At 72.6% G+C, this 16,516-nt stretch carries 14 protein-coding genes and 1 pseudogene; 5 read left to right on the forward strand and 10 right to left on the reverse strand.

Annotation, left to right across the window (positions count from 1 at the left end):
• Positions 1–2 precede the first annotated feature (2 nt).
• Positions 3–1,247 (reverse strand): ATP-binding protein, encoded by a 1,245-nt coding sequence (locus P3T34_RS15225; RefSeq protein ID WP_280666574.1) that lies wholly within the window; start codon positions 1,245–1,247, stop codon positions 3–5.
• 148 nt (positions 1,248–1,395) lie between these two features.
• Here P3T34_RS15225 and P3T34_RS15230 point away from each other — a divergent pair, with 148 nt between their 5' ends.
• Both P3T34_RS15230 and P3T34_RS15235 read left to right on the forward strand, forming a co-directional pair.
• Positions 1,396–1,668: a type II toxin-antitoxin system Phd/YefM family antitoxin gene (locus P3T34_RS15230; RefSeq protein WP_280666575.1), complete on the forward strand. Its 273-nt coding sequence runs from the start codon at positions 1,396–1,398 to the stop codon at positions 1,666–1,668.
• Positions 1,665–1,922 carry a Txe/YoeB family addiction module toxin gene (locus P3T34_RS15235; protein ID WP_280666576.1) on the forward strand — a complete coding sequence of 86 codons (258 nt, stop codon included), beginning with the start codon at positions 1,665–1,667 and terminating at the stop codon, positions 1,920–1,922. The genes P3T34_RS15230 and P3T34_RS15235 overlap by 4 nt, the downstream gene beginning before the upstream one ends.
• Positions 1,923–1,946: 24 nt before the next feature.
• Here the strand turns inward: P3T34_RS15235 and P3T34_RS15240 are convergent, their stop codons facing one another.
• The gene (locus P3T34_RS15240) at positions 1,947–2,621 is read right to left on the reverse strand and encodes a response regulator transcription factor (protein WP_035801071.1); all 675 of its coding nucleotides are present in this window, start codon (positions 2,619–2,621) and stop codon (positions 1,947–1,949) included.
• 496 nt (positions 2,622–3,117) lie between these two features.
• Between P3T34_RS15240 and P3T34_RS15245 the strand changes: the two genes are divergently transcribed.
• Positions 3,118–4,626, forward strand: coding sequence for an oligopeptide:H+ symporter (locus P3T34_RS15245; RefSeq protein ID WP_280666577.1), 1,509 nt, complete (start codon positions 3,118–3,120; stop codon positions 4,624–4,626).
• Between the two features lie 62 nt (positions 4,627–4,688).
• Here the strand turns inward: P3T34_RS15245 and hutI are convergent, their stop codons facing one another.
• The 6 genes from hutI to P3T34_RS15275 form a co-directional block, all read right to left on the reverse strand.
• The gene (gene hutI, locus P3T34_RS15250; RefSeq protein WP_280666578.1) at positions 4,689–5,855 is read right to left on the reverse strand and encodes an imidazolonepropionase; all 1,167 of its coding nucleotides are present in this window, start codon (positions 5,853–5,855) and stop codon (positions 4,689–4,691) included.
• Positions 5,856–5,923: 68 nt separating this feature from the next.
• Positions 5,924–7,279: a formimidoylglutamate deiminase gene (locus P3T34_RS15255; RefSeq protein ID WP_280666579.1), complete on the reverse strand. Its 1,356-nt coding sequence runs from the start codon at positions 7,277–7,279 to the stop codon at positions 5,924–5,926.
• On the reverse strand, positions 7,270–8,454 hold the full coding sequence (locus tag P3T34_RS15260) for an allantoate amidohydrolase (protein ID WP_280672116.1): 1,185 nt from the start codon (positions 8,452–8,454) through the stop codon (positions 7,270–7,272). Before P3T34_RS15260 ends, P3T34_RS15255 begins: the two co-directional genes overlap by 10 nt.
• Before the next feature lie 17 nt (positions 8,455–8,471).
• Positions 8,472–10,142, reverse strand: coding sequence for a urocanate hydratase (hutU, locus tag P3T34_RS15265; RefSeq protein WP_280666580.1), 1,671 nt, complete (start codon positions 10,140–10,142; stop codon positions 8,472–8,474).
• 175 nt (positions 10,143–10,317) lie between these two features.
• Complete coding sequence (locus tag P3T34_RS15270; protein WP_280666581.1) at positions 10,318–10,671, reverse strand: hypothetical protein; 354 nt, start codon at positions 10,669–10,671, stop codon at positions 10,318–10,320.
• Positions 10,672–10,721: 50 nt separating this feature from the next.
• Entirely contained in the window at positions 10,722–11,588 is an 867-nt protein-coding gene (locus tag P3T34_RS15275) for a MurR/RpiR family transcriptional regulator (protein WP_280666582.1), read from the reverse strand.
• 192 nt (positions 11,589–11,780) lie between these two features.
• On the opposite strand from P3T34_RS15275, the gene P3T34_RS15280 reads away from it, so the two are divergent.
• Entirely contained in the window at positions 11,781–12,209 is a 429-nt protein-coding gene (locus P3T34_RS15280) for a hypothetical protein (RefSeq protein WP_280666583.1), read from the forward strand.
• A 25-nt stretch (positions 12,210–12,234) separates the two neighbouring features.
• Here P3T34_RS15280 and hutH read toward each other — a convergent pair whose 3' ends face one another.
• Positions 12,235–13,815, reverse strand: a complete 1,581-nt coding sequence (hutH, locus tag P3T34_RS15285; protein ID WP_280666584.1) for a histidine ammonia-lyase — start codon at positions 13,813–13,815, stop codon at positions 12,235–12,237.
• 106 nt (positions 13,816–13,921) lie between these two features.
• Here hutH and fdhD point away from each other — a divergent pair, with 106 nt between their 5' ends.
• The gene (fdhD, locus tag P3T34_RS15290) at positions 13,922–14,809 is read left to right on the forward strand and encodes a formate dehydrogenase accessory sulfurtransferase FdhD (RefSeq protein ID WP_280666585.1); all 888 of its coding nucleotides are present in this window, start codon (positions 13,922–13,924) and stop codon (positions 14,807–14,809) included.
• Between the two features lie 548 nt (positions 14,810–15,357).
• On the opposite strand, the pseudogene P3T34_RS15295 reads toward fdhD, so the two are convergent.
• Positions 15,358–16,515, reverse strand: a pseudogene (locus tag P3T34_RS15295) (diguanylate cyclase); the annotation flags it as partial.
• Position 16,516: the final 1 nt, after the last annotated feature.

Below are 16,516 nucleotides of genomic sequence, written 5' to 3' on the forward strand. Positions count from 1 at the left end.
GGCTACCTGGTGGCGACCCGTCCCAGGAAGAGCGCGAAGACCGGCGGCTGAAGCGCCAGCAGCTCCAGCCGCCCGCCGTCCGCCTCGGCGAGGTCGCGGGCGACCGCGAGGCCGATGCCGGTGGAGTTGTGGCCGCTGACGGCCCGCTCGAAGACCCGGTTGCCGAGCTCGGCCGGCACGCCGGTGCCCTCGTCCTGCACCTCGATCACCACCGAGCTGCCCGAGGCCCGCACCCGCAGGGTGACCGTGCCGGCGCCGTGCATCAGGGTGTTCTCGATCAGCGTCGCGAGCACCTGGGAGACCGTCCCGGGGGTGCCGAGCGCGGTGATCCCGCTCAGGCCCTCGATCACCAGCCGCCGTCCGGTGCCGCGCAGGGACGGGCCCCACTCCTCGCGCTGCTGCTTGATCACCTCGTCCAGGTCGAAGCCGCCGGCGGTGGGGCCGTGCGTGTCGCGCTGGTTGGTGAGCAGCCGCTGCACGACGTCGGTGAGCCGCTCGACCTGCTGCAGCGCGATGGTGGCCTCCTCGCGGACGGTGTCCGGCTCCTGGGCCAGCGCGGTGATCTCCTCCAGCCGCATGGAGAGCGCGGTGAGCGGGGTGCGCAGCTGATGCGAGGCGTCGGCGGCCAGCCGGCGCTCGGCCGTGAGCATCCGGGCGATCCGCTCGGCGCTGGCGTCCAGCACCTCGGCGACCCGGTCCAGCTCGGGCACGCCGTAGCGGCGGTCGCGCGGGCGCGGGTCGCCGGAGCCCAGGCGTTCGGCGGTCTCGGCGAGGTCGGTCAGCGGCCGGGCCAGCCGCTTGGCCTGCCAGACGGCCAGCGCGACGGCCGCCTGCACGGCGAGCAGCGCCACCGCGCCGAGCAGCAGCAGCATGTTGCCGATCTCGTGCTCGACGTCGGTGCGGGACTGCTCGACGGTCACCGACTCGCCGCTCGCCCCGGACTCGGTGGCCGTCAGCGGGTGGCTGCCGGAGGGCTTCGTGCCGATCGTGATCAGCGGCATGCCGGGGATCTGGATCTCGGTGTACGAGCCCTCGGTGACCTGGCTGCCGATCCGCTCGCTGGTCACCGGCTCGCCGGCCGCCAGCCGGTTCTCGACCAGGCCGGCCACCCGCAGCGCGGTGGCGTCCACCCGGTCCTGGGCGGCGTTGACGATGGTCTGCTTCTCGACCAGGGCCAGCGGAACGCAGAACACCACCACGACCACCAGGACCACGCCCAGCAGCGAGTTGATCATCCTGCGTTTCACGAAGCGGCCCTGCGATCAGTTTCGGAATGTGTCCAGCTCAGCGTAGCCGCCTGTGACCGGCCGTCGAGGCCCTCAAGAAACGTACATGACTGGTACCGTTAACTCGTACCAGGTCAGTACGGCCTATTGATGTAGATGGAGAGCAGCCATGGCCATAAGCGCCAGTGACGCGAGGGCACGCCTCTTCCCTCTGATCCAGCAGGTGAACGACGACCACACTCCCGTGCGGATCACCTCGAAGGCCGGCGACGCGGTCCTCATGTCGGCCGACGACTACGACTCATGGCAGGAGACCATCTACCTTCTGCGGTCGCCCGCCAACGCCAGGCGGCTCATGGAAGCCGTCGCCAGGGACAAGGCATCCAGCCCGGCGGTCAGCAAGACCATGGAGGAGCTGGAAGCCCTGGCCGGTGAGGTATGAGGAGTGTCCACTTCGACCCGGACGGCTGGGAGGACTTCCTCTTCTGGCTCGGGTCGAACCGGAAGATGGCGCAGCGGATCACCCGCCTGATCGGCGAGATCCAACGTGACCCCTTCACCGGAATCGGCAAGCCAGAGCCCCTCAAGGGTGACCTGGCCGGCTACTGGTCCCGGCGGATCGACGACGAGCATCGACTGGTGTACCGGGCCGACGAGAAGGAGATCAAGATCCTCAAGGCCCGCTACCACTACTGACCTGGCTCTTCAGTTCTTCTCGAACTAGTTCTTCTCGAAGCGGAAGCCGACCCCGCGGACGGTGGCGATGTAGCGCGGGTTGGTGGCGTCGTCGCCGAGCTTCTTGCGCAGCCAGGAGATGTGCATGTCCAGCGTCTTGGTCGAGGTCCACCACGTGGTGTCCCAGACCTGGCGCATGATGTCCTCGCGGGTGACCACCCGGCCGGCATCCCGCACCAGGACCCGCAGCAGCTCGAACTCCTTGGCGGAGAGCGTCAGCTCCTCCTCGCCGACCCAGGCGCGGTGCGACTCGATGTCGATCCGCACGCCGTGCGCGCCGGTGGAGAGCGAGTCGACGTTGCCGCGCCGCAGCAGCGCCCGGACCCGGGCCAGCAGCTCGGCCAGCCGGAACGGCTTGGTCACGTAGTCGTCGGCGCCGGCGTCCAGGCCGACCACGGTGTCCACCTCGTCGGCGCGCGCGGTGAGCACCAGGACGGGGCAGCTCTTGCCGTCGGCGCGCAGCCGGCGGCAGACCTCGAGACCGTCCATCCGCGGCAGACCGAGGTCCAGGACGACCAGGTCGACCTCTTCTTCCAGGCCGGCTTCCAGGGCTGACGGGCCGTCCTCCCGGACGAGCACCTCATAGCCCTCGCGCCGCAGCGCACGGGCGAGTGGTTCCGAGATTGCGGGATCGTCCTCGGCGAGCAGCACACAGGTCATGGGGCGATGGTAGTCCGCCCGGGCACTGCTGATCGTCGCCCTGGATCAACCCGCGCCGCGCCGGGCCGGATGCGGTCGGCGGCGGGCCGGATCGCGTCGCCGCGGAGGTGCGGCGCACGGCCGGTTGGCGGTGTGAAGTAGTTCACAGCGGGTGACCACGGGAACCGGCGGCGGGATCGGGCAATCGCCCGGTTGAGCACCCGGCCGAGGCGGAGATCTCGCACTTGGACCATGGCTTCAAAGGATAAGATGGCAAACTGCCATCGATTGGCACGATCGCCGCGCGTAGAACTTTGCGACGCCGTTACCGTTTTGGTGTCTTTTATGCGCCGATGTCACTGAAAAACCGGACGTACAGTAGTCGCGTCCCCGTGTCGTGCGCTGCGGATGCTCCCTGCCCCCCAGAAGTCGTGCAGATGCCCCGCGGTGTTCGGACGCCCGCCTTCACCCCCCTTGGCGCGCGTCCCAGTCAGACTCAGGCAAGGAACCACTACTGATGGCGTCAACCACCACCCTGGACGCCGGCATCACGCCGGCTCCGCCTGGCGGCAAGACCTTCTTCGGGCACCCCCGAGGACTCGCCACGCTCTTCATGACCGAGACGTGGGAGCGCTTCAGCTTCTACGGCATGCGCGCCCTGCTGGTGATCTACATGGTCGCCGATCACAAGCACGGCGGTCTCGGGATGCCGGTCGCCACGGCGACCGCCGTCTACAGCGTCTACAACGCGATGGTGTACCTGCTCGCCCTGCCCGGCGGCTGGATCGCCGACCGGTTCCTCGGCGCCCGCAAGACGGTCGCCCTCGGCGGCGCGATCATCATGATCGGCCACTTCCTGCTGGCCGTGCCGGTCGAGGCCTCCTTCTTCGTGGGCCTGGTCTTCATCGCGGTCGGCTCCGGCCTGCTCAAGGCGAACATCTCGACGATGGTCGGCCACCTCTACGAGGGTCCCAACGACCCGCGTCGCGACGGCGGCTTCACCATCTTCTACATGGGCATCAACCTCGGTGCCTTCGCCGCCCCGCTGGTCATCGGCACCGTCGGACAGAGCGTCGACTGGCACCTCGGCTTCGCCCTCGCCGGTATCGGCATGGCGCTCGGCCTCAGCCAGTACCTGTTCGGCACCCGCCACCTCAGCCCGAAGAGCAGCGTGGTCAGCTCGCCGATCAGCGCGGCCGAGAAGAGCACCATTCTGCGCAAGGGCGCCTTCTGGCTGGCCCTGGCCGCGGTCTTCTACGGCGTCGTCGTGCTGAGCGGCACCTTCACCATCAACTGGGCGGTCTGGCCGCTGTCGATCGCCGGTATCGCGATTCCGATCGTGGTGTTCGCCCGGATCAAGCGCGACAAGGACCTGAGCGCGGACGACCACTCGAAGATCCGCGGCTACATCTGGTTCTTCGTGGTGGCGGCCGTCTTCTGGATGATCTACGACCAGTCCGGTTCGACGCTGAGCGTCTTCGCCGACAGCAGCACCAACCTGTCGATCCTGGGCTGGAAGTTCCCGTCCAGCTGGTTCCAGTCGCTGAACCCGCTGTACATCATGGCGCTGGCCCCGGTCTTCGCCTGGCTCTGGGTCTGGCTGGCCCGGCGCATGAAGAACCCCAGCACCACCATGAAGTTCGCCATCGGTCTGCTGATGATCGGCGCCTCCTTCCTGGTGATGATGCTGGCGATGGCCGCCGCCTCCGGTGGCGTCAAGGTCTCGCCGCTCTGGCTGGCGCTGGTCTACCTGGTGCAGACGGTCGGCGAGCTGACCCTCTCCCCGGTCGGCCTGTCGGTCACCACCAAGCTGGCCCCGGCGAAGTACGCCAGCCAGATGATGGGTATCTGGTTCCTCGCCGTCACGGCGGGCGACTGCGTCGCGGCGATCATCCAGCTGGGTCTGGGCAACGCCACCGGCAGCACCTGGTACTTCGCGATCCAGGGCGCCGCGGCGATCGTGGCCGGTGTCGCGCTGGTGATGTACCGCAAGAACGTCATCAAGCTCATGGGCAACGTGCACTGATCACGCCCTTCAGCTGACAAGGGCCGGTACCCCGCACGGGGTACCGGCCCTTGTCATGCGCCTCAGAGCTCCCGGACGCCCGCGCGCCAGACGGCGGCGGTGAGCGGGACGCCGGGGCGGTAGGCGAGATGGACGGGCGAGGGGGCGTCAAGCAGCAGCAGGTCGGCGCGGGCGCCGGGGGCGATCCGGCCGACGTCGGTGCGGCGCAGCGCGCGGGCGCCGCCGGCGGTGGCGGCGTGCACGGCCTCGTCCGGGGTCATGCCCATCTCGCGGACGGCGACCGCGATGCAGAACGCCATCGAGCTGGTGAAGCTGGAGCCCGGGTTGCAGTCGGTGGAGAGCGCGACGGTGGCGCCCGCGGCGAGCAGCCGGCGCGCGTCCGGGTAGGGGGCGCGGGTGGAGAACTCCGCGCCGGGCAGCAGGGTCGCCACGGTGTCGCTCTCGGCCAGCGCCGCCACGTCCGCGTCGGTCAGGTGGGTGCAGTGGTCGGCCGAGGCCGCGCCCAGCTCGACGGCGAGCTGCACGCCCGGGCCGTGGCCGAGCTGGTTGGCGTGCACCCGCGCGATCAGGCCGCGCTCCTGACCGGCCTTCAGCACCGCGCGGGCCTGGTCGCCGTCGAAGGCGCCGCGCTCGCAGAAGACGTCCACCCAGCGGGCGTGCGGGGCGCAGGCGTCCAGCATCTCGCCGGTCACCAGGTCGACGTAGCCGGCCGGGTCGTCGGCGAACTCGGGGGCCACGATGTGCGCGCCGAGGTAGGTGGTCTCCGGGGTGTGCGCGGCGGCGATCCGCAGCGCGCGCGCCTCGTCGGCGACGGTCAGGCCGTAGCCGGACTTGCACTCGATGGTGGTGGTGCCCTGGCGCAGCGCCTCGCGGACGAACCGGGCCAGGTTGGCGTCCAGTTCGGCGTCGCTCGCGGCGCGGGTGGCGGCCACCGTGGTGCGGATCCCGCCGGCCGAGTAACTCTGGCCGGACATCCGGGCGTTGAACTCGGCGGTGCGGTCGCCCGCGAAGACCAGGTGGGCGTGCGAGTCCACGAAGCCGGGCAGCAGGGCGCGGCCCTCGGCGTCGAACACCTGGTCGGCGGCGGGCGCCTCGGCGGCCCGGCCGGTCCAGGTGACCACCGAGCCGTCGACCACCACGGCGGCCTGCTCGACCAGGCCGAGCAGGCCGTCGTGGGACGGGTCGTTGGTGACCAGGCTGCCGATGTTGGTGATCAGGGTGCTGCTCATGAGGCCCTCTCGGATCCGGGCCCGCGGGCGCGGCGGCCCGAAAGCCGCCGGGCCCGCGGGGAGTTCGTTCAGGAAAGCAGCGCGGCGATCGAGTCGCGCAGCGCTGCCGGGACGTCGGCGACCAGCTGGTGCACGCCGTCCACGACGATCCGCCGGCCGCCGACCACCACCTGCCGGACGTCCGCCGCCGTGGCCGCGAAGACCGCGATCTCCGCGCCGAGCCGGGGCGCGGGGCCGGCGGTGCGCACCGAGTCCAGCGCCAGCACGGTGAAGTCGGCGAAGGCACCGGCCTCGATCCGTCCGGCCTCCGGCCAGCCGAGCGAGGCGTGGCCGTCCTCGCTGCCGGCCCGCAGCAGCGCGTTGGCCGTCCAGTGGCCGCGGGTGCGGGTGCGCAGCCGCTCGTTCAGCTCCAGCGCGCGGGCCTCCTCGAACGGGTCGATCACCGCGTGGCTGTCGCTGCCCAGGGTGATCGGGCAACCGCCGCCCGCCAGTTGGTGGGCCGGGCCGATGCCGTCGGCCAGGTCGCGCTCGGTGGTCGGGCACATGCAGATCACCGTGGAGGAGTCGGCGAGCAGCTTGACGTCCTCCTCGGTGAGGTGCGTCGCGTGGACGGCCGAGGTGCGCGGCCCGAGCACCCCGTGGTCGGCCAGCAGCCGGGTCGGGGTGACCCCGTGGGCGCTGAGGCAGGCGTCGTTCTCCGCGGTCTGCTCGGAGAGGTGGACGTGCAGCGGCGCCTTGCGCATCCTGGCCCAGTGCGCGACCGTGCTCAGCTGGTCGGCCGGTACGGCGCGCACCGAGTGGACGGCCGCGCCGATCCGGGCGTGCTCGCGGGCCTTGAGGTCACTGGCCCGCTCGGCCCAGGCGTCGGCGTCGCCGTCCCCGAACCGCAGCTGCGGCTTGGTCAGTTCGGCGCCGAAGCCGGAGGAGAGGTAGCAGGTGTCCAGCAGCGTGATCCGGATGCCGGCCCGGGCGGCCGCCTCGATCAGCGCCTCGCCCATCGCGTTGGGGTCGTTGTAGCGGGCACCGCCGGGGGCGTGATGCAGGTAGTGGAACTCCCCCACCGCGGTGATCCCGGCCAGCGCCATCTCGGCGTAGACGGCGGTGGCCAGCGCCAGGTAGCTGTCCGGGTCGAGCGCGCCGGCGAACCGGTACATGGTGTCCCGCCAGGTCCAGAACGTGCCGGAGCCGACCTGGACGGTGCCGCGCAGCGCGCGGTGGAAGGCGTGCGAGTGCGCGTTCGCCTGGCCGGGCACCGCCAGGCCGTCCAGCCGGACGGCCTGCGGCGGGCAGGGGCCGCTGTCGGGCGTGATCTTGGCGAACTTGCCGTTGCCGGCCACCTCGATCAGCACGTCCGGCTCGACCACCGGACCGTTGATGTGCGGCAGCCAGGCGTGCTGCGCCCAGTACACCGTGCTCACTGACATGCCAGATCCTCCAGAACGTCCGCCAGCGCCGCCACACCCGCCAGGCAGTCCGCCTCCTCGGCGTGCTCGGCCGGGGAGTGCGAGATGCCAGTCGGGTTCCGTACGAACAGCATGGCGGTCGGCACGGCGCTGGCCAGGATCCCCGCGTCGTGTCCCGCGCCGGTCGGCAGGATCGGCACCCCGCCCAGCCGCTTGGCCAGCCGGTCGCGCAGCGGGCCGTCGAAGTCGACGACCGGCGTGTACGACTCGCGGGTCAGCTCGACCCGGACGCCGTCGCGCTCGCCGCGCTCGGTGGCCGCCGCGCGGATCTCCTCGACCAGCGCGTCCAGCACCTCCTCGTCGGCCGCCCGGGAGTCCAGCCAGCCGCGGATCAGCGAGGCGATCGCGTTGGTGCCGTTCGGCTCGACGGCGACCTTGCCGAAGGTGGCCAGCGCGCCGGCCAGCTTGGCCTTCTTGCGCGCGCTGAGCACCGTGGTGGCGTAGGTCAGCATCGGGTCGCGGCGGTCCTCGATCCGGGTGGTGCCGGCGTGGTTGGCCTCGCCGTGGAAGTCGAAGCGCCAGCGGCCGTGCGGCCAGATCGCGCTGGCCACGCCGACCGGGTGCTCCTCGGTCAGGTAGCGGCCCTGCTCGACGTGCAGCTCGACGAAGGCGCCGATCCGGCTGAGGCGGTCGCTGTCCGCGCCGATCGCCTCGGGGTCGTAGCCGGCCCGCTCCATCGCGTCGGGCAGCCGGACGCCGTCGGCGTCGCGCAGCTCGAACGCCTGCTCGCGGCCCAGCACGCCCGCGCTCAGCCGGGAGCCGATGCAGGCCACGCCGAACCGGGCGCCCTCCTCGTCACCGAAGTTGACGATCGCCAGCGGCTTGCTGAACTCGGCCTTGCGCGAGCGCAGTTCGTCCAGCGCGGCGAAGGAGGAGACCACGCCGAGCGGGCCGTCGAAGGCGCCGCCGTCCGGGACGGAGTCCAGGTGCGAGCCGGTGACGATCGCGCCGTCCTGCTGCGGATCGCCCAGCCAGGCCCACTGGTTGCCGTTGCGGTCCAACTCGTAGGCAAGGCCCCGGGAGCGGGCCTGCTGCTCGAACCAGGCCCGGCACTCGGCGTCCGCGGCGTTCCAGGCGTGCCGGCGGTAGCCGCCGGACGAGGCGGAGCGGCCCACCGGGAGCAGCTCCGCCCACATCGCACCGAAAGTGTCTGTCACAGCTCGCCCATGGGGACGCGCACACCGCGCTCGGCCGCGACCTCGGTCGCGATGTCGTAGCCGGCGTCGACGTGCCGGATGACGCCCATGCCCGGGTCGTTGGTGAGCACCCGGCGGATCTTCTCGCCCGCCAGCGCCGTGCCGTCGGCCACCGTGACCTGGCCGGCGTGGATCGAGCGGCCGATGCCGACGCCGCCGCCGTGGTGGATGGAGACCCAGGACGCGCCGGAGGCGACGTTGACCATGGCGTTCAGCAGCGGCCAGTCGGCGATCGCGTCCGAGCCGTCCAGCATCGCCTCGGTCTCGCGGTACGGCGAGGCGACCGAGCCGCAGTCCAGGTGGTCGCGGCCGATCACGATCGGCGCGGAGAGCTCACCGGAGGCGACCATGTCGTTGAAGCGCTCGCCGGCCTTGTCGCGCTCGCCGTAGCCGAGCCAGCAGATCCGCGCCGGCAGGCCCTGGAAGTGCACCTTCTCCTGGGCCATCTTGATCCAGCGGTGCAGCGACTCGTTCTCCGGGAAGAGGTCGAGCACGGCCTTGTCGGTCTTGTAGATGTCCTGCGGGTCGCCGGAGAGCGCGGCCCAGCGGAACGGGCCCTTGCCCTCGCAGAACAGCGGGCGGATGTACGCCGGCACGAAGCCGGGGAAGTCGAACGCCCGGGTGTAGCCGGCCAGCTGGGCCTCGCCGCGGATCGAGTTGCCGTAGTCGAAGACCTCGGCGCCCTTGTCCTGGAAGCCGACCATCGCCTCGACGTGCTTGGCCATCGACTCGCGCGAGCGCACCGTGAACTCGGCGGGCTTGGCCGCCGCGTAGTCGGCCATGTCGTCGAAATCGACGCCGATCGGCAGGTAGGCCAGCGGGTCGTGGGCGCTGGTCTGGTCGGTGACGATGTCGATCGGCGCGTCCATCGCCAGCAGCTGCGGGAACAGCTCGGCGGCGTTGCCCAGCAGGCCGATGGAGAGCGGCTTGCGCTGGTCGCGGGCGTCGGTGGCCAGCTCCAGCGCGTGCGCCAGGCTGGTCGCCTCGACGTCCAGGTAGCGGTGCTCGATCCGGCGGGCGATCCGGGACGGGTCGCAGTCGATGCAGATCGCCACGCCGTCGTTCATGGTGACGGCCAGCGGCTGGGCGCCGCCCATGCCGCCGAGGCCGGCGGTCAGCGTGATGGTGCCGGCCAGCGTGCCGTTGAACTTCTTGGCGGCGACGGCGCCGAAGGTCTCGTAGGTGCCCTGCAGAATGCCCTGGGTGCCGATGTAGATCCAGGAACCCGCGGTCATCTGGCCGTACATGGTGAGCCCGAGGCTCTCCAGGCGGCGGAACTCCTCCCAGTTGGCCCAGTCGCCGACCAGGTTGGAGTTGGCGATCAGGACGCGCGGCGCCCACTCGTGGGTCTGCATCACGCCGACCGGGCGGCCGGACTGGACCAGCATGGTCTCGTCCTGCTTCAGGGTCTGCAGGGTGCGCACCATCGCGTCGTACGAGCGCCAGTCGCGCGCCGCCTTGCCGGTGCCTCCGTAGACGACGAGCTTGGAGGGGTGCTCGGCGACCTCCGGGTCGAGGTTGTTCATGAGCATCCGGAGGGCGGCCTCCTGCTGCCAGCCCTGGGTGCTGAGGTTCGTGCCGCGCGCGGCCCGTACTTCACGAGGTCCGCTCGTCTGCTGCTGCACCATGCCGTCGCTCTCCCTACTACCTGCCGGCCGGACCGCTCCGGATGGATTCATTCAACAACTGTCTGTCTGAATATATCCAAACAACAGGCACCGAGCCAGACCTGTGGCTGAAGAAAACCGCACATCCACCGTGCGCCGGGGTCCCCGCCGCCCGCAATCCGAGCGTGGCCAAGAGCTAAGCGGCAGCCGGGCCGTCCCAGTCGATGCCGATCTCGGCGAGCCAGCGGCGGTCCTGCTCGGCGGCCTCGGCGGCGGTGGCCGGCTCGGCAGGGAGGACCGGCATGGACGGCGGGCGCGGGATCTCCTGGATCGGGCCGAGGCCGTAGCGCTCGGCGGCGGTGGCGGCGGCGCTCTGGCCGGGATCGACGATGCCGACGTGCACCGCGCTCTCGTCGCCCGGCTCCAGCACCGTCAGACCCGGCTCGGGTGGGCCCGCCAGGGTCACCCGGCGACCGCAGGTGGGGCAGGCCCACTCCTCCGCTCCGCAGGAGAGTCGGCCGACCGGTCTCATCTCGTGGATCACGCGCATCCGGACACCCCCGTTCGTCCTACCCAAGGGATGCCCGCGCGTTCGAACTGCTACTCCAGGAACAGCCCGCGGGTCGCCGCGGAATGCTCGATGGCCTCCAACCGGGCTTCCGCACCGGGGAGTTCGTCGCACATGGTCTGCAGCAGCACGCGGCCGAGCACCATCGGGGCGCAGGCCGTGTCGAAGACCAGGCCGGTGCCGACCTCGGCCGGCAGCAGCAGGTCGGAGAGCTTGGCGACCGGCGCGAAGGCGCTGTCCGCGACGGTGAGCACGGTGAGACGGCACTCGCGGGCGACCGCCAGCGCGTCCATCAGCTCGCGCGGGTAGCGCGGCAGGGCGAAGCAGAGCAGCGCCGAGGCGCCGGCCGCGGCGGCCTGCTCGATCCGGTCGACGAGCATGCTGCCGCCCTCGTCCAGCAGCCGGATGTCGGGGTGCACCTTGGCGGCGAAGTACGCGAAGCCGCGGGCCTGCGCCGAGGCGGCCCGCAGGCCGAGCACCGGCAGCGGTCTGGAGGCGGCCAGCAGCCGGCCCGCCCGGACGATCGGCTCGGGGTCGGCCAGCAGCTCGGCCAGCCGCCGCAGGTGGGCGATCTCGGCCAGCACGGCCTGCTGGTGCTCGTTGCGCACCACGTCGGCGGGCGTCTCCGGCCCGGCCGGCTCGCCCGCGCCGAGCTCGCGCAGCCGCTTGCGCAGCGCCGGGTAGCCGTCGTAGCCCAGGGCCACCGCGAAGCGGGTGACCGAGGGCTGGCTGACCCCGGCCAGCTCCGCCACCTCCACGCTGGAGAGGAACGGCGCCTCGCCGGCGTGCCGGACCAGGGCGTGCGCGATCCGGCGCTGGGTGGGTGTCAGGCGGTGGCCGTCGAAGAGCTCCAGCAACCGGGCGGACGGACCGGGGGACGGTTCGGCTGTCGCGGTCATCGGGGCTCCCTTCGGGGTGAGCGGACCACAGTGGTCCGCTCGACTGTGCAGCAGTCCGCAGCTGCGGGCAATGACGTCTCGTACGCCGGGACGGCCGGCGGGCTCGGCAGTTCGTCAGGGTCACCCTGATTTACCCCTGAGAGCGCCGTCGGTAGGTGGACCGGGCCCTTGCCCGGCCGCCAAGCTGTCTCCATGGAACCTCGCCGCGACCCGCGCCCGTCCGACCTGAAGACCGATCTCGACGCCGCTCTGCAGACCCGCAAGGAGCTCGGCGCCGAGTACGAGTCGGAGCTGGTCGACTCGTTCCTCTCCCGGATCGACGCCCGCCTCGACGCGCGGGTCGAGCAGCAGGTCGCCGAGCGGATGGGCCAGTACGCGCCGAACCCGTACGAGCAGGCCCGCCCGGGTCGGCGTGAGCGGCACGGGGGGCGCGGCTGGGGCGGGCTGCCGGCCCTGTCGCTGATGCTCGCGATCCCGCTCACCGGCATCGCCTCCGCCGCGGGCATCGTCGGCATGCTCAGCTGCTGGGCCGGCATCGTCGGCGTCAACTTCGCCGCGGCCCACGGCGAGCGCCGCGAGCAGCAGAAACGGGCCCAGGCCCCGCGGAGCGAGTGGGCCTGAGACCCACCCGCTCCGCCGGTAGCCGCTAGGCCAGCGGTCCGGTGACCTTCTCGACGGCGCGCACCAGGGCGCCCGAGGCGACCAGTGCCTCGGCCGCGTCCAGGTCGGGCGCCAGGAAGCGGTCCCGGCCGGCCCCGCCGACGCCGGCCTCGCGGGCCACGGCGAGCGCGGCGGCGGTGGCCGGTGCGAGCGCGACCGTGCCGTCGACCGTCCGGATCTCCAGCGCGCGGGCGGAGGCGGTGAGTTCGACGGCCAGGATGCGGCCCAGGTTGTCGATCGACTGGCGCAGCTTGCGGGCCGCCGACCACCCCATCGAGACGTGGTCCTCCTGCATCGCGGAGGACGGGATCGAGTCGACCGAGGCCGGGACGGCGAGGCGCTTGTTCTCGCTCACCAGGGCGGCCTGGGTGTACTGAGCGATCATCAGACCGGAGTCCACGCCCGGGTCGTCGGCCAGGAAGGCCGGCAGGCCGTGCGAGCGGCTCTTGTCGAGCAGCCGGTCGGTGCGCCGCTCGGAGATCGAGCCGAGGTCGGCGGCGGCGATGGCCAAGAAGTCCAGCACATAGGCGACCGGGGCGCCGTGGAAGTTGCCGTTGGACTCCACCCGGCCGTCGGGCAGCACCACCGGGTTGTCGACCGAGGCGGCAAGCTCGCGGTCGGCGACCAGGCGGGCGTGCGCCAGGGTGTCGCGGCCGGCGCCGGCCACCTGCGGGGCGCAGCGGATCGAGTAGGCGTCCTGGACGCGCGGCGCGTCGTCCTGGTGGTGGCCGGTCAGGCCGGAGTCCTTGAGGACGGCCAGCATGTTGGCGGCGCTGAGCGCCTGGCCCGGGTGCGGGCGGATCGGGCCGTGCAGCTCGGGGGCGAGCACCTTGTCGGTGCCGAGCAGCGCCTCCAGCGACATCGCGGCGGTGATGTCGGCGATGGTGAAGAGCCGGGCCAGGTCGGCGCAGGCCATCACCAGCATGCCGAGCATGCCGTCGGTGCCGTTGATGAGGGCCAGGCCCTCCTTCTCCAGCAGCTCGACGGGCGTGATGCCGGCCTCGGCCAGCAGCTCGCCGGCCGGGCGCTCGGCGCCATCCGGTCCGTACGCGACGCCCTCACCCATCAGCACCAGCGCGCAGTGCGAGAGCGGCGCGAGGTCGCCGGAGCAGCCGAGCGAGCCGTACTCGCGCACCACCGGGGTGATGCCGGCGTTCAGCAGGGCGGCCATCGTCTGGGCGACCAGCGGGCGCACACCGGTGCGGCCGGAGGCGAGCGTCTTCATGCGCAGGAACATCAGCGCACGGGTCACCTCGCGCTCGACGGCCGGGCCCATGCCGGCCGCGTGCGAACGGACCAGCGAGCGCTGGAGCTGGGCCCGCAGCTCGGGGCTGATGTGCCGGACGGCGAGCGCGCCGAACCCGGTGGAGACGCCGTAGACCGGCCGGGGCTCGGCGGCCAGGGCGTCGATCCGGGCGCGCGAGACGGCCATCTCGGCCAGCGAGTCGGGGCCGATCTCGACCCGGGCATTGCCCCGCGCTACGGCGAGCACGTCCTCTGCGGTGACATCGGCCTTGCCGACCAGGACGAGCGGCGCGTCGGGGGCGGCAGCACTGTGCATATCCATATGCACTATCAGATCAGCTGAATGGAGATATGACAACCGCATGACGGCGGAATCCCGGCGTGCCTCATGCTGGGGGGTGAAACGGGCGAGCGGGAGGCAGGGCGGGATGGCGCGGGCGACGGCACGGCGACGAGTGGTGCGGCTGAAGGGCGCGGAACGGACGACCCGCCCGGACGCGCTGGCCGCCGAGGAGCCGCTGGAGATCCGGGTCGGCGGCGAGCCCCTGACGGTGACCATGCGCACGCCCGGCCAGGACTTCGACCTGGTGGCCGGCTTCCTGGTCGGCGAGGGACTGCTGCACTCCGCCGAGGAACTGGCCGCCCTGCGCTACTGCGCGGGCACCGACCAGGACGGCGCCAACACCTACAACGTGGTCGACGCCACCCTGCGCGGCGCCCCCGCGCTGCCGCTCTCCGCGCACCGCACCCTGCTCACCACCAGCGCCTGCGGCCTGTGCGGACGCGACACCGTGGACGCCGTCCGCACCCATGTGCGCTGGCCGGTCGCCGAGGACCCGCTGCGGGTCGCCCCCGAGCTGCTCTACAGCCTGTCCGACCAACTGCGCGCCGCCCAGAAGACCTTCGAGAGCACCGGCGGCCTGCACGCGGCCGGCCTCTTCGACGCCGACGGCCGGCTGCTCTGCGCCCGCGAGGATGTCGGGCGGCACAACGCCGTGGACAAGGTGGTCGGTTGGGCACTGCGCGCGGGCCTGCTGCCGCTGACCGGCCATCTGCTGCTGGTCAGCGGCCGGGCCTCGTTCGAGCTCACCCAGAAGGCCGCACTGGCCGGGATCCCGCTGCTGGCGGCGGTCTCCGCGCCGTCCTCGCTCGCGGTGGACCTGGCCGAGGAGCTGGGACTGACCCTGCTCGGCTTCCTGCGCGGCGAGTCGGCCAACGTCTACACCCGCGCGGACCGGATCGCTCACCCCGGCGGCGGCGAGGCCGGGCCGGAGAGCGCGACGGCGACCAGCGCGCGAAGCGCGGGAGCGATCTGACCCAGCGGCAGGGTGGACTCGTCCGCGAAGAGTTCGAGCAGCCAGCCGCCCGCCGGGTTGGCGCCGCCGGCCGCGACCATGCCCTTGTAGCCGCCGACCACCAGCACGGCCTCCTCGGCCGGGTCGTTGCCCACCGCGCCGGTGCGCAGCGCGAAGCCGCCGCCGCGCACGGCCTGCCCGGTCCGCGGGTAGTGGTCGAGGTCGAAGACCGCGTCGGGCGCCTCGATCCGGGCCCGCTGGTTCTCCGCGCGCCGGGCCACGCCCGGGGAGACCGCACCCTCGCCCTGGGTGCCGGGGCCCTTGGTCATCCGGTAGACCGCGTGCCGGGCCGTGTGCATCAGCTGCGAGCCGGGCGGGACGTAGCTGATCCACCAGGCCACCGCGTCCAGCAGCCGGGCCGAGGTCTCGGCCACCGCCGCCAGCCGGGCCAGGGTGTCCGCCGGGTGGCTGACCCGGCCGCCGCCCTCGCGGTCCAGCACACCGAGCACGGCGGTGAGCAGCTGCCCGGGGTCGGCGCTGTGCGCGGCGCCGCGGAACCGGCGGCGGTCGCCGTGCGCGCCGCGCCCGCCCGCACCCGCGCGCCCCCGGCCGTCGGCGCGGTGGTGCGGATCGGCGGCGTCGGCCAGCAGCACGGTGGGGTCCGGCGAGAGGCCGGGGCCGTGGCTGCGGCCGGCCACCACCGGGTGGGCCGCCCGGGCCGCCTTGGCCCGGTACTGCGCGGCGTCGGCGAGCCGGAAGAGCCGGTCGGGCGTGGTGACCGGCCCGATCGAGTCGCCGGTGGAGGCGATCCCGCAGGCCACCCCCTCGCCGTCGGCGAGCTGCAGTGCCCGGACGCACAGCTCCTCGGCCACCGCGACCACCTCGTCGGCCTTCTGGCCCTCCGCCAGCAGGCAGAACTCGTCGCCGCCGAGGCGGGCCGCCAGGCTGCCGGGCAGCTTGGCACCGGCCATCGACAACTGGTTGGCGAAGCGTTCCAGCAGCCGGTCGCCCATCTCGTGGCCGTGCTGGTCGTTGATCCGCTTGAGCCCGTTGACGTCGCAGACCACCAGCGAGACCACCGTGTTGTCGCGGTTGTGCGCGGCCAGCGCGCTCTCCAGCCGGGCGTCCACCGCCCGGCGGTTGGCCAGGCCGGTGAGCGGGTCGGTGAAGGCCAGCCGGCGCAGGTCGGCCAGCCGCTCGCTCTGGGCCAGGCCGGCCGAGATCTGGGCGGCCAGCAGGGTCGCGTACTGGGTGTCGGACTCGGTGAAGACCGGCAGGCCCTCGCCGCGGGCCAGGTAGAGCTCGCCCCAGGCCTGGCCGTGCAGCACGATCGGGGCGACCAGGCAGCAGGACCGGCCGCGGCGGCGCAGCCCGGCGGCGCGCTGACGGCAGAACGCGCCGGTCCCGGCGTGCGCATGCGCGCCGAGTTCGGCGCCCTCCGCCGAGACCAGGTCGCCGGCGGTCTGCACCCAGGCCCGCGGCAGCCGCCCGGTGGACCAGTGCTCGTCCAGATAGGTGACGATCTCGGGGAAGTCGGCGACCGGGTAGGACTCGTCCTCGGGGACCTCCTCCTCGCCGGCCGCCAGTTCGCCGTGGTTGACCAGCACCCGCAGCCGTCCCGACTCGCGGTCCCAGACCGAGACGGCGGCCATCGAGGCGCTCAGCGCGGAGGTGGCGTGCGCGGCAGCCGTCCGGACGGCCTCCAGCGCGCTCTGCGCCCCGGCCATC

It is taken from the genome of Kitasatospora sp. MAP12-44, from assembly GCF_029892095.1.
Taxonomy (GTDB): Bacteria; Actinomycetota; Actinomycetes; order Streptomycetales; family Streptomycetaceae; genus Kitasatospora.

What these genes read in the sequence shown, in the direction of transcription:
- hutH (WP_280666584.1), bottom strand. Translation starts at nt 13,815, where the DNA reads ATGGATATGCACAGTGCTGCCGCCCCCGACGCGCCGCTCGTCCTGGTC.
- P3T34_RS15270 (WP_280666581.1), bottom strand. Translation starts at nt 10,671, where the DNA reads ATGCGCGTGATCCACGAGATGAGACCGGTCGGCCGACTCTCCTGCGGA.
- fdhD (WP_280666585.1), top strand. Translation starts at nt 13,922, where the DNA reads ATGGCGCGGGCGACGGCACGGCGACGAGTGGTGCGGCTGAAGGGCGCG.
- P3T34_RS15240 (WP_035801071.1), bottom strand. Translation starts at nt 2,621, where the DNA reads ATGACCTGTGTGCTGCTCGCCGAGGACGATCCCGCAATCTCGGAACCA.
- P3T34_RS15280 (WP_280666583.1), top strand. Translation starts at nt 11,781, where the DNA reads ATGGAACCTCGCCGCGACCCGCGCCCGTCCGACCTGAAGACCGATCTC.
- hutU (WP_280666580.1), bottom strand. Translation starts at nt 10,142, where the DNA reads ATGGTGCAGCAGCAGACGAGCGGACCTCGTGAAGTACGGGCCGCGCGC.
- P3T34_RS15235 (WP_280666576.1), top strand. Translation starts at nt 1,665, where the DNA reads ATGAGGAGTGTCCACTTCGACCCGGACGGCTGGGAGGACTTCCTCTTC.
- P3T34_RS15255 (WP_280666579.1), bottom strand. Translation starts at nt 7,279, where the DNA reads ATGTCAGTGAGCACGGTGTACTGGGCGCAGCACGCCTGGCTGCCGCAC.
- hutI (WP_280666578.1), bottom strand. Translation starts at nt 5,855, where the DNA reads ATGAGCAGCACCCTGATCACCAACATCGGCAGCCTGGTCACCAACGAC.
- P3T34_RS15260 (WP_280672116.1), bottom strand. Translation starts at nt 8,454, where the DNA reads ATGTGGGCGGAGCTGCTCCCGGTGGGCCGCTCCGCCTCGTCCGGCGGC.
- P3T34_RS15275 (WP_280666582.1), bottom strand. Translation starts at nt 11,588, where the DNA reads ATGACCGCGACAGCCGAACCGTCCCCCGGTCCGTCCGCCCGGTTGCTG.
- P3T34_RS15230 (WP_280666575.1), top strand. Translation starts at nt 1,396, where the DNA reads ATGGCCATAAGCGCCAGTGACGCGAGGGCACGCCTCTTCCCTCTGATC.
- P3T34_RS15245 (WP_280666577.1), top strand. Translation starts at nt 3,118, where the DNA reads ATGGCGTCAACCACCACCCTGGACGCCGGCATCACGCCGGCTCCGCCT.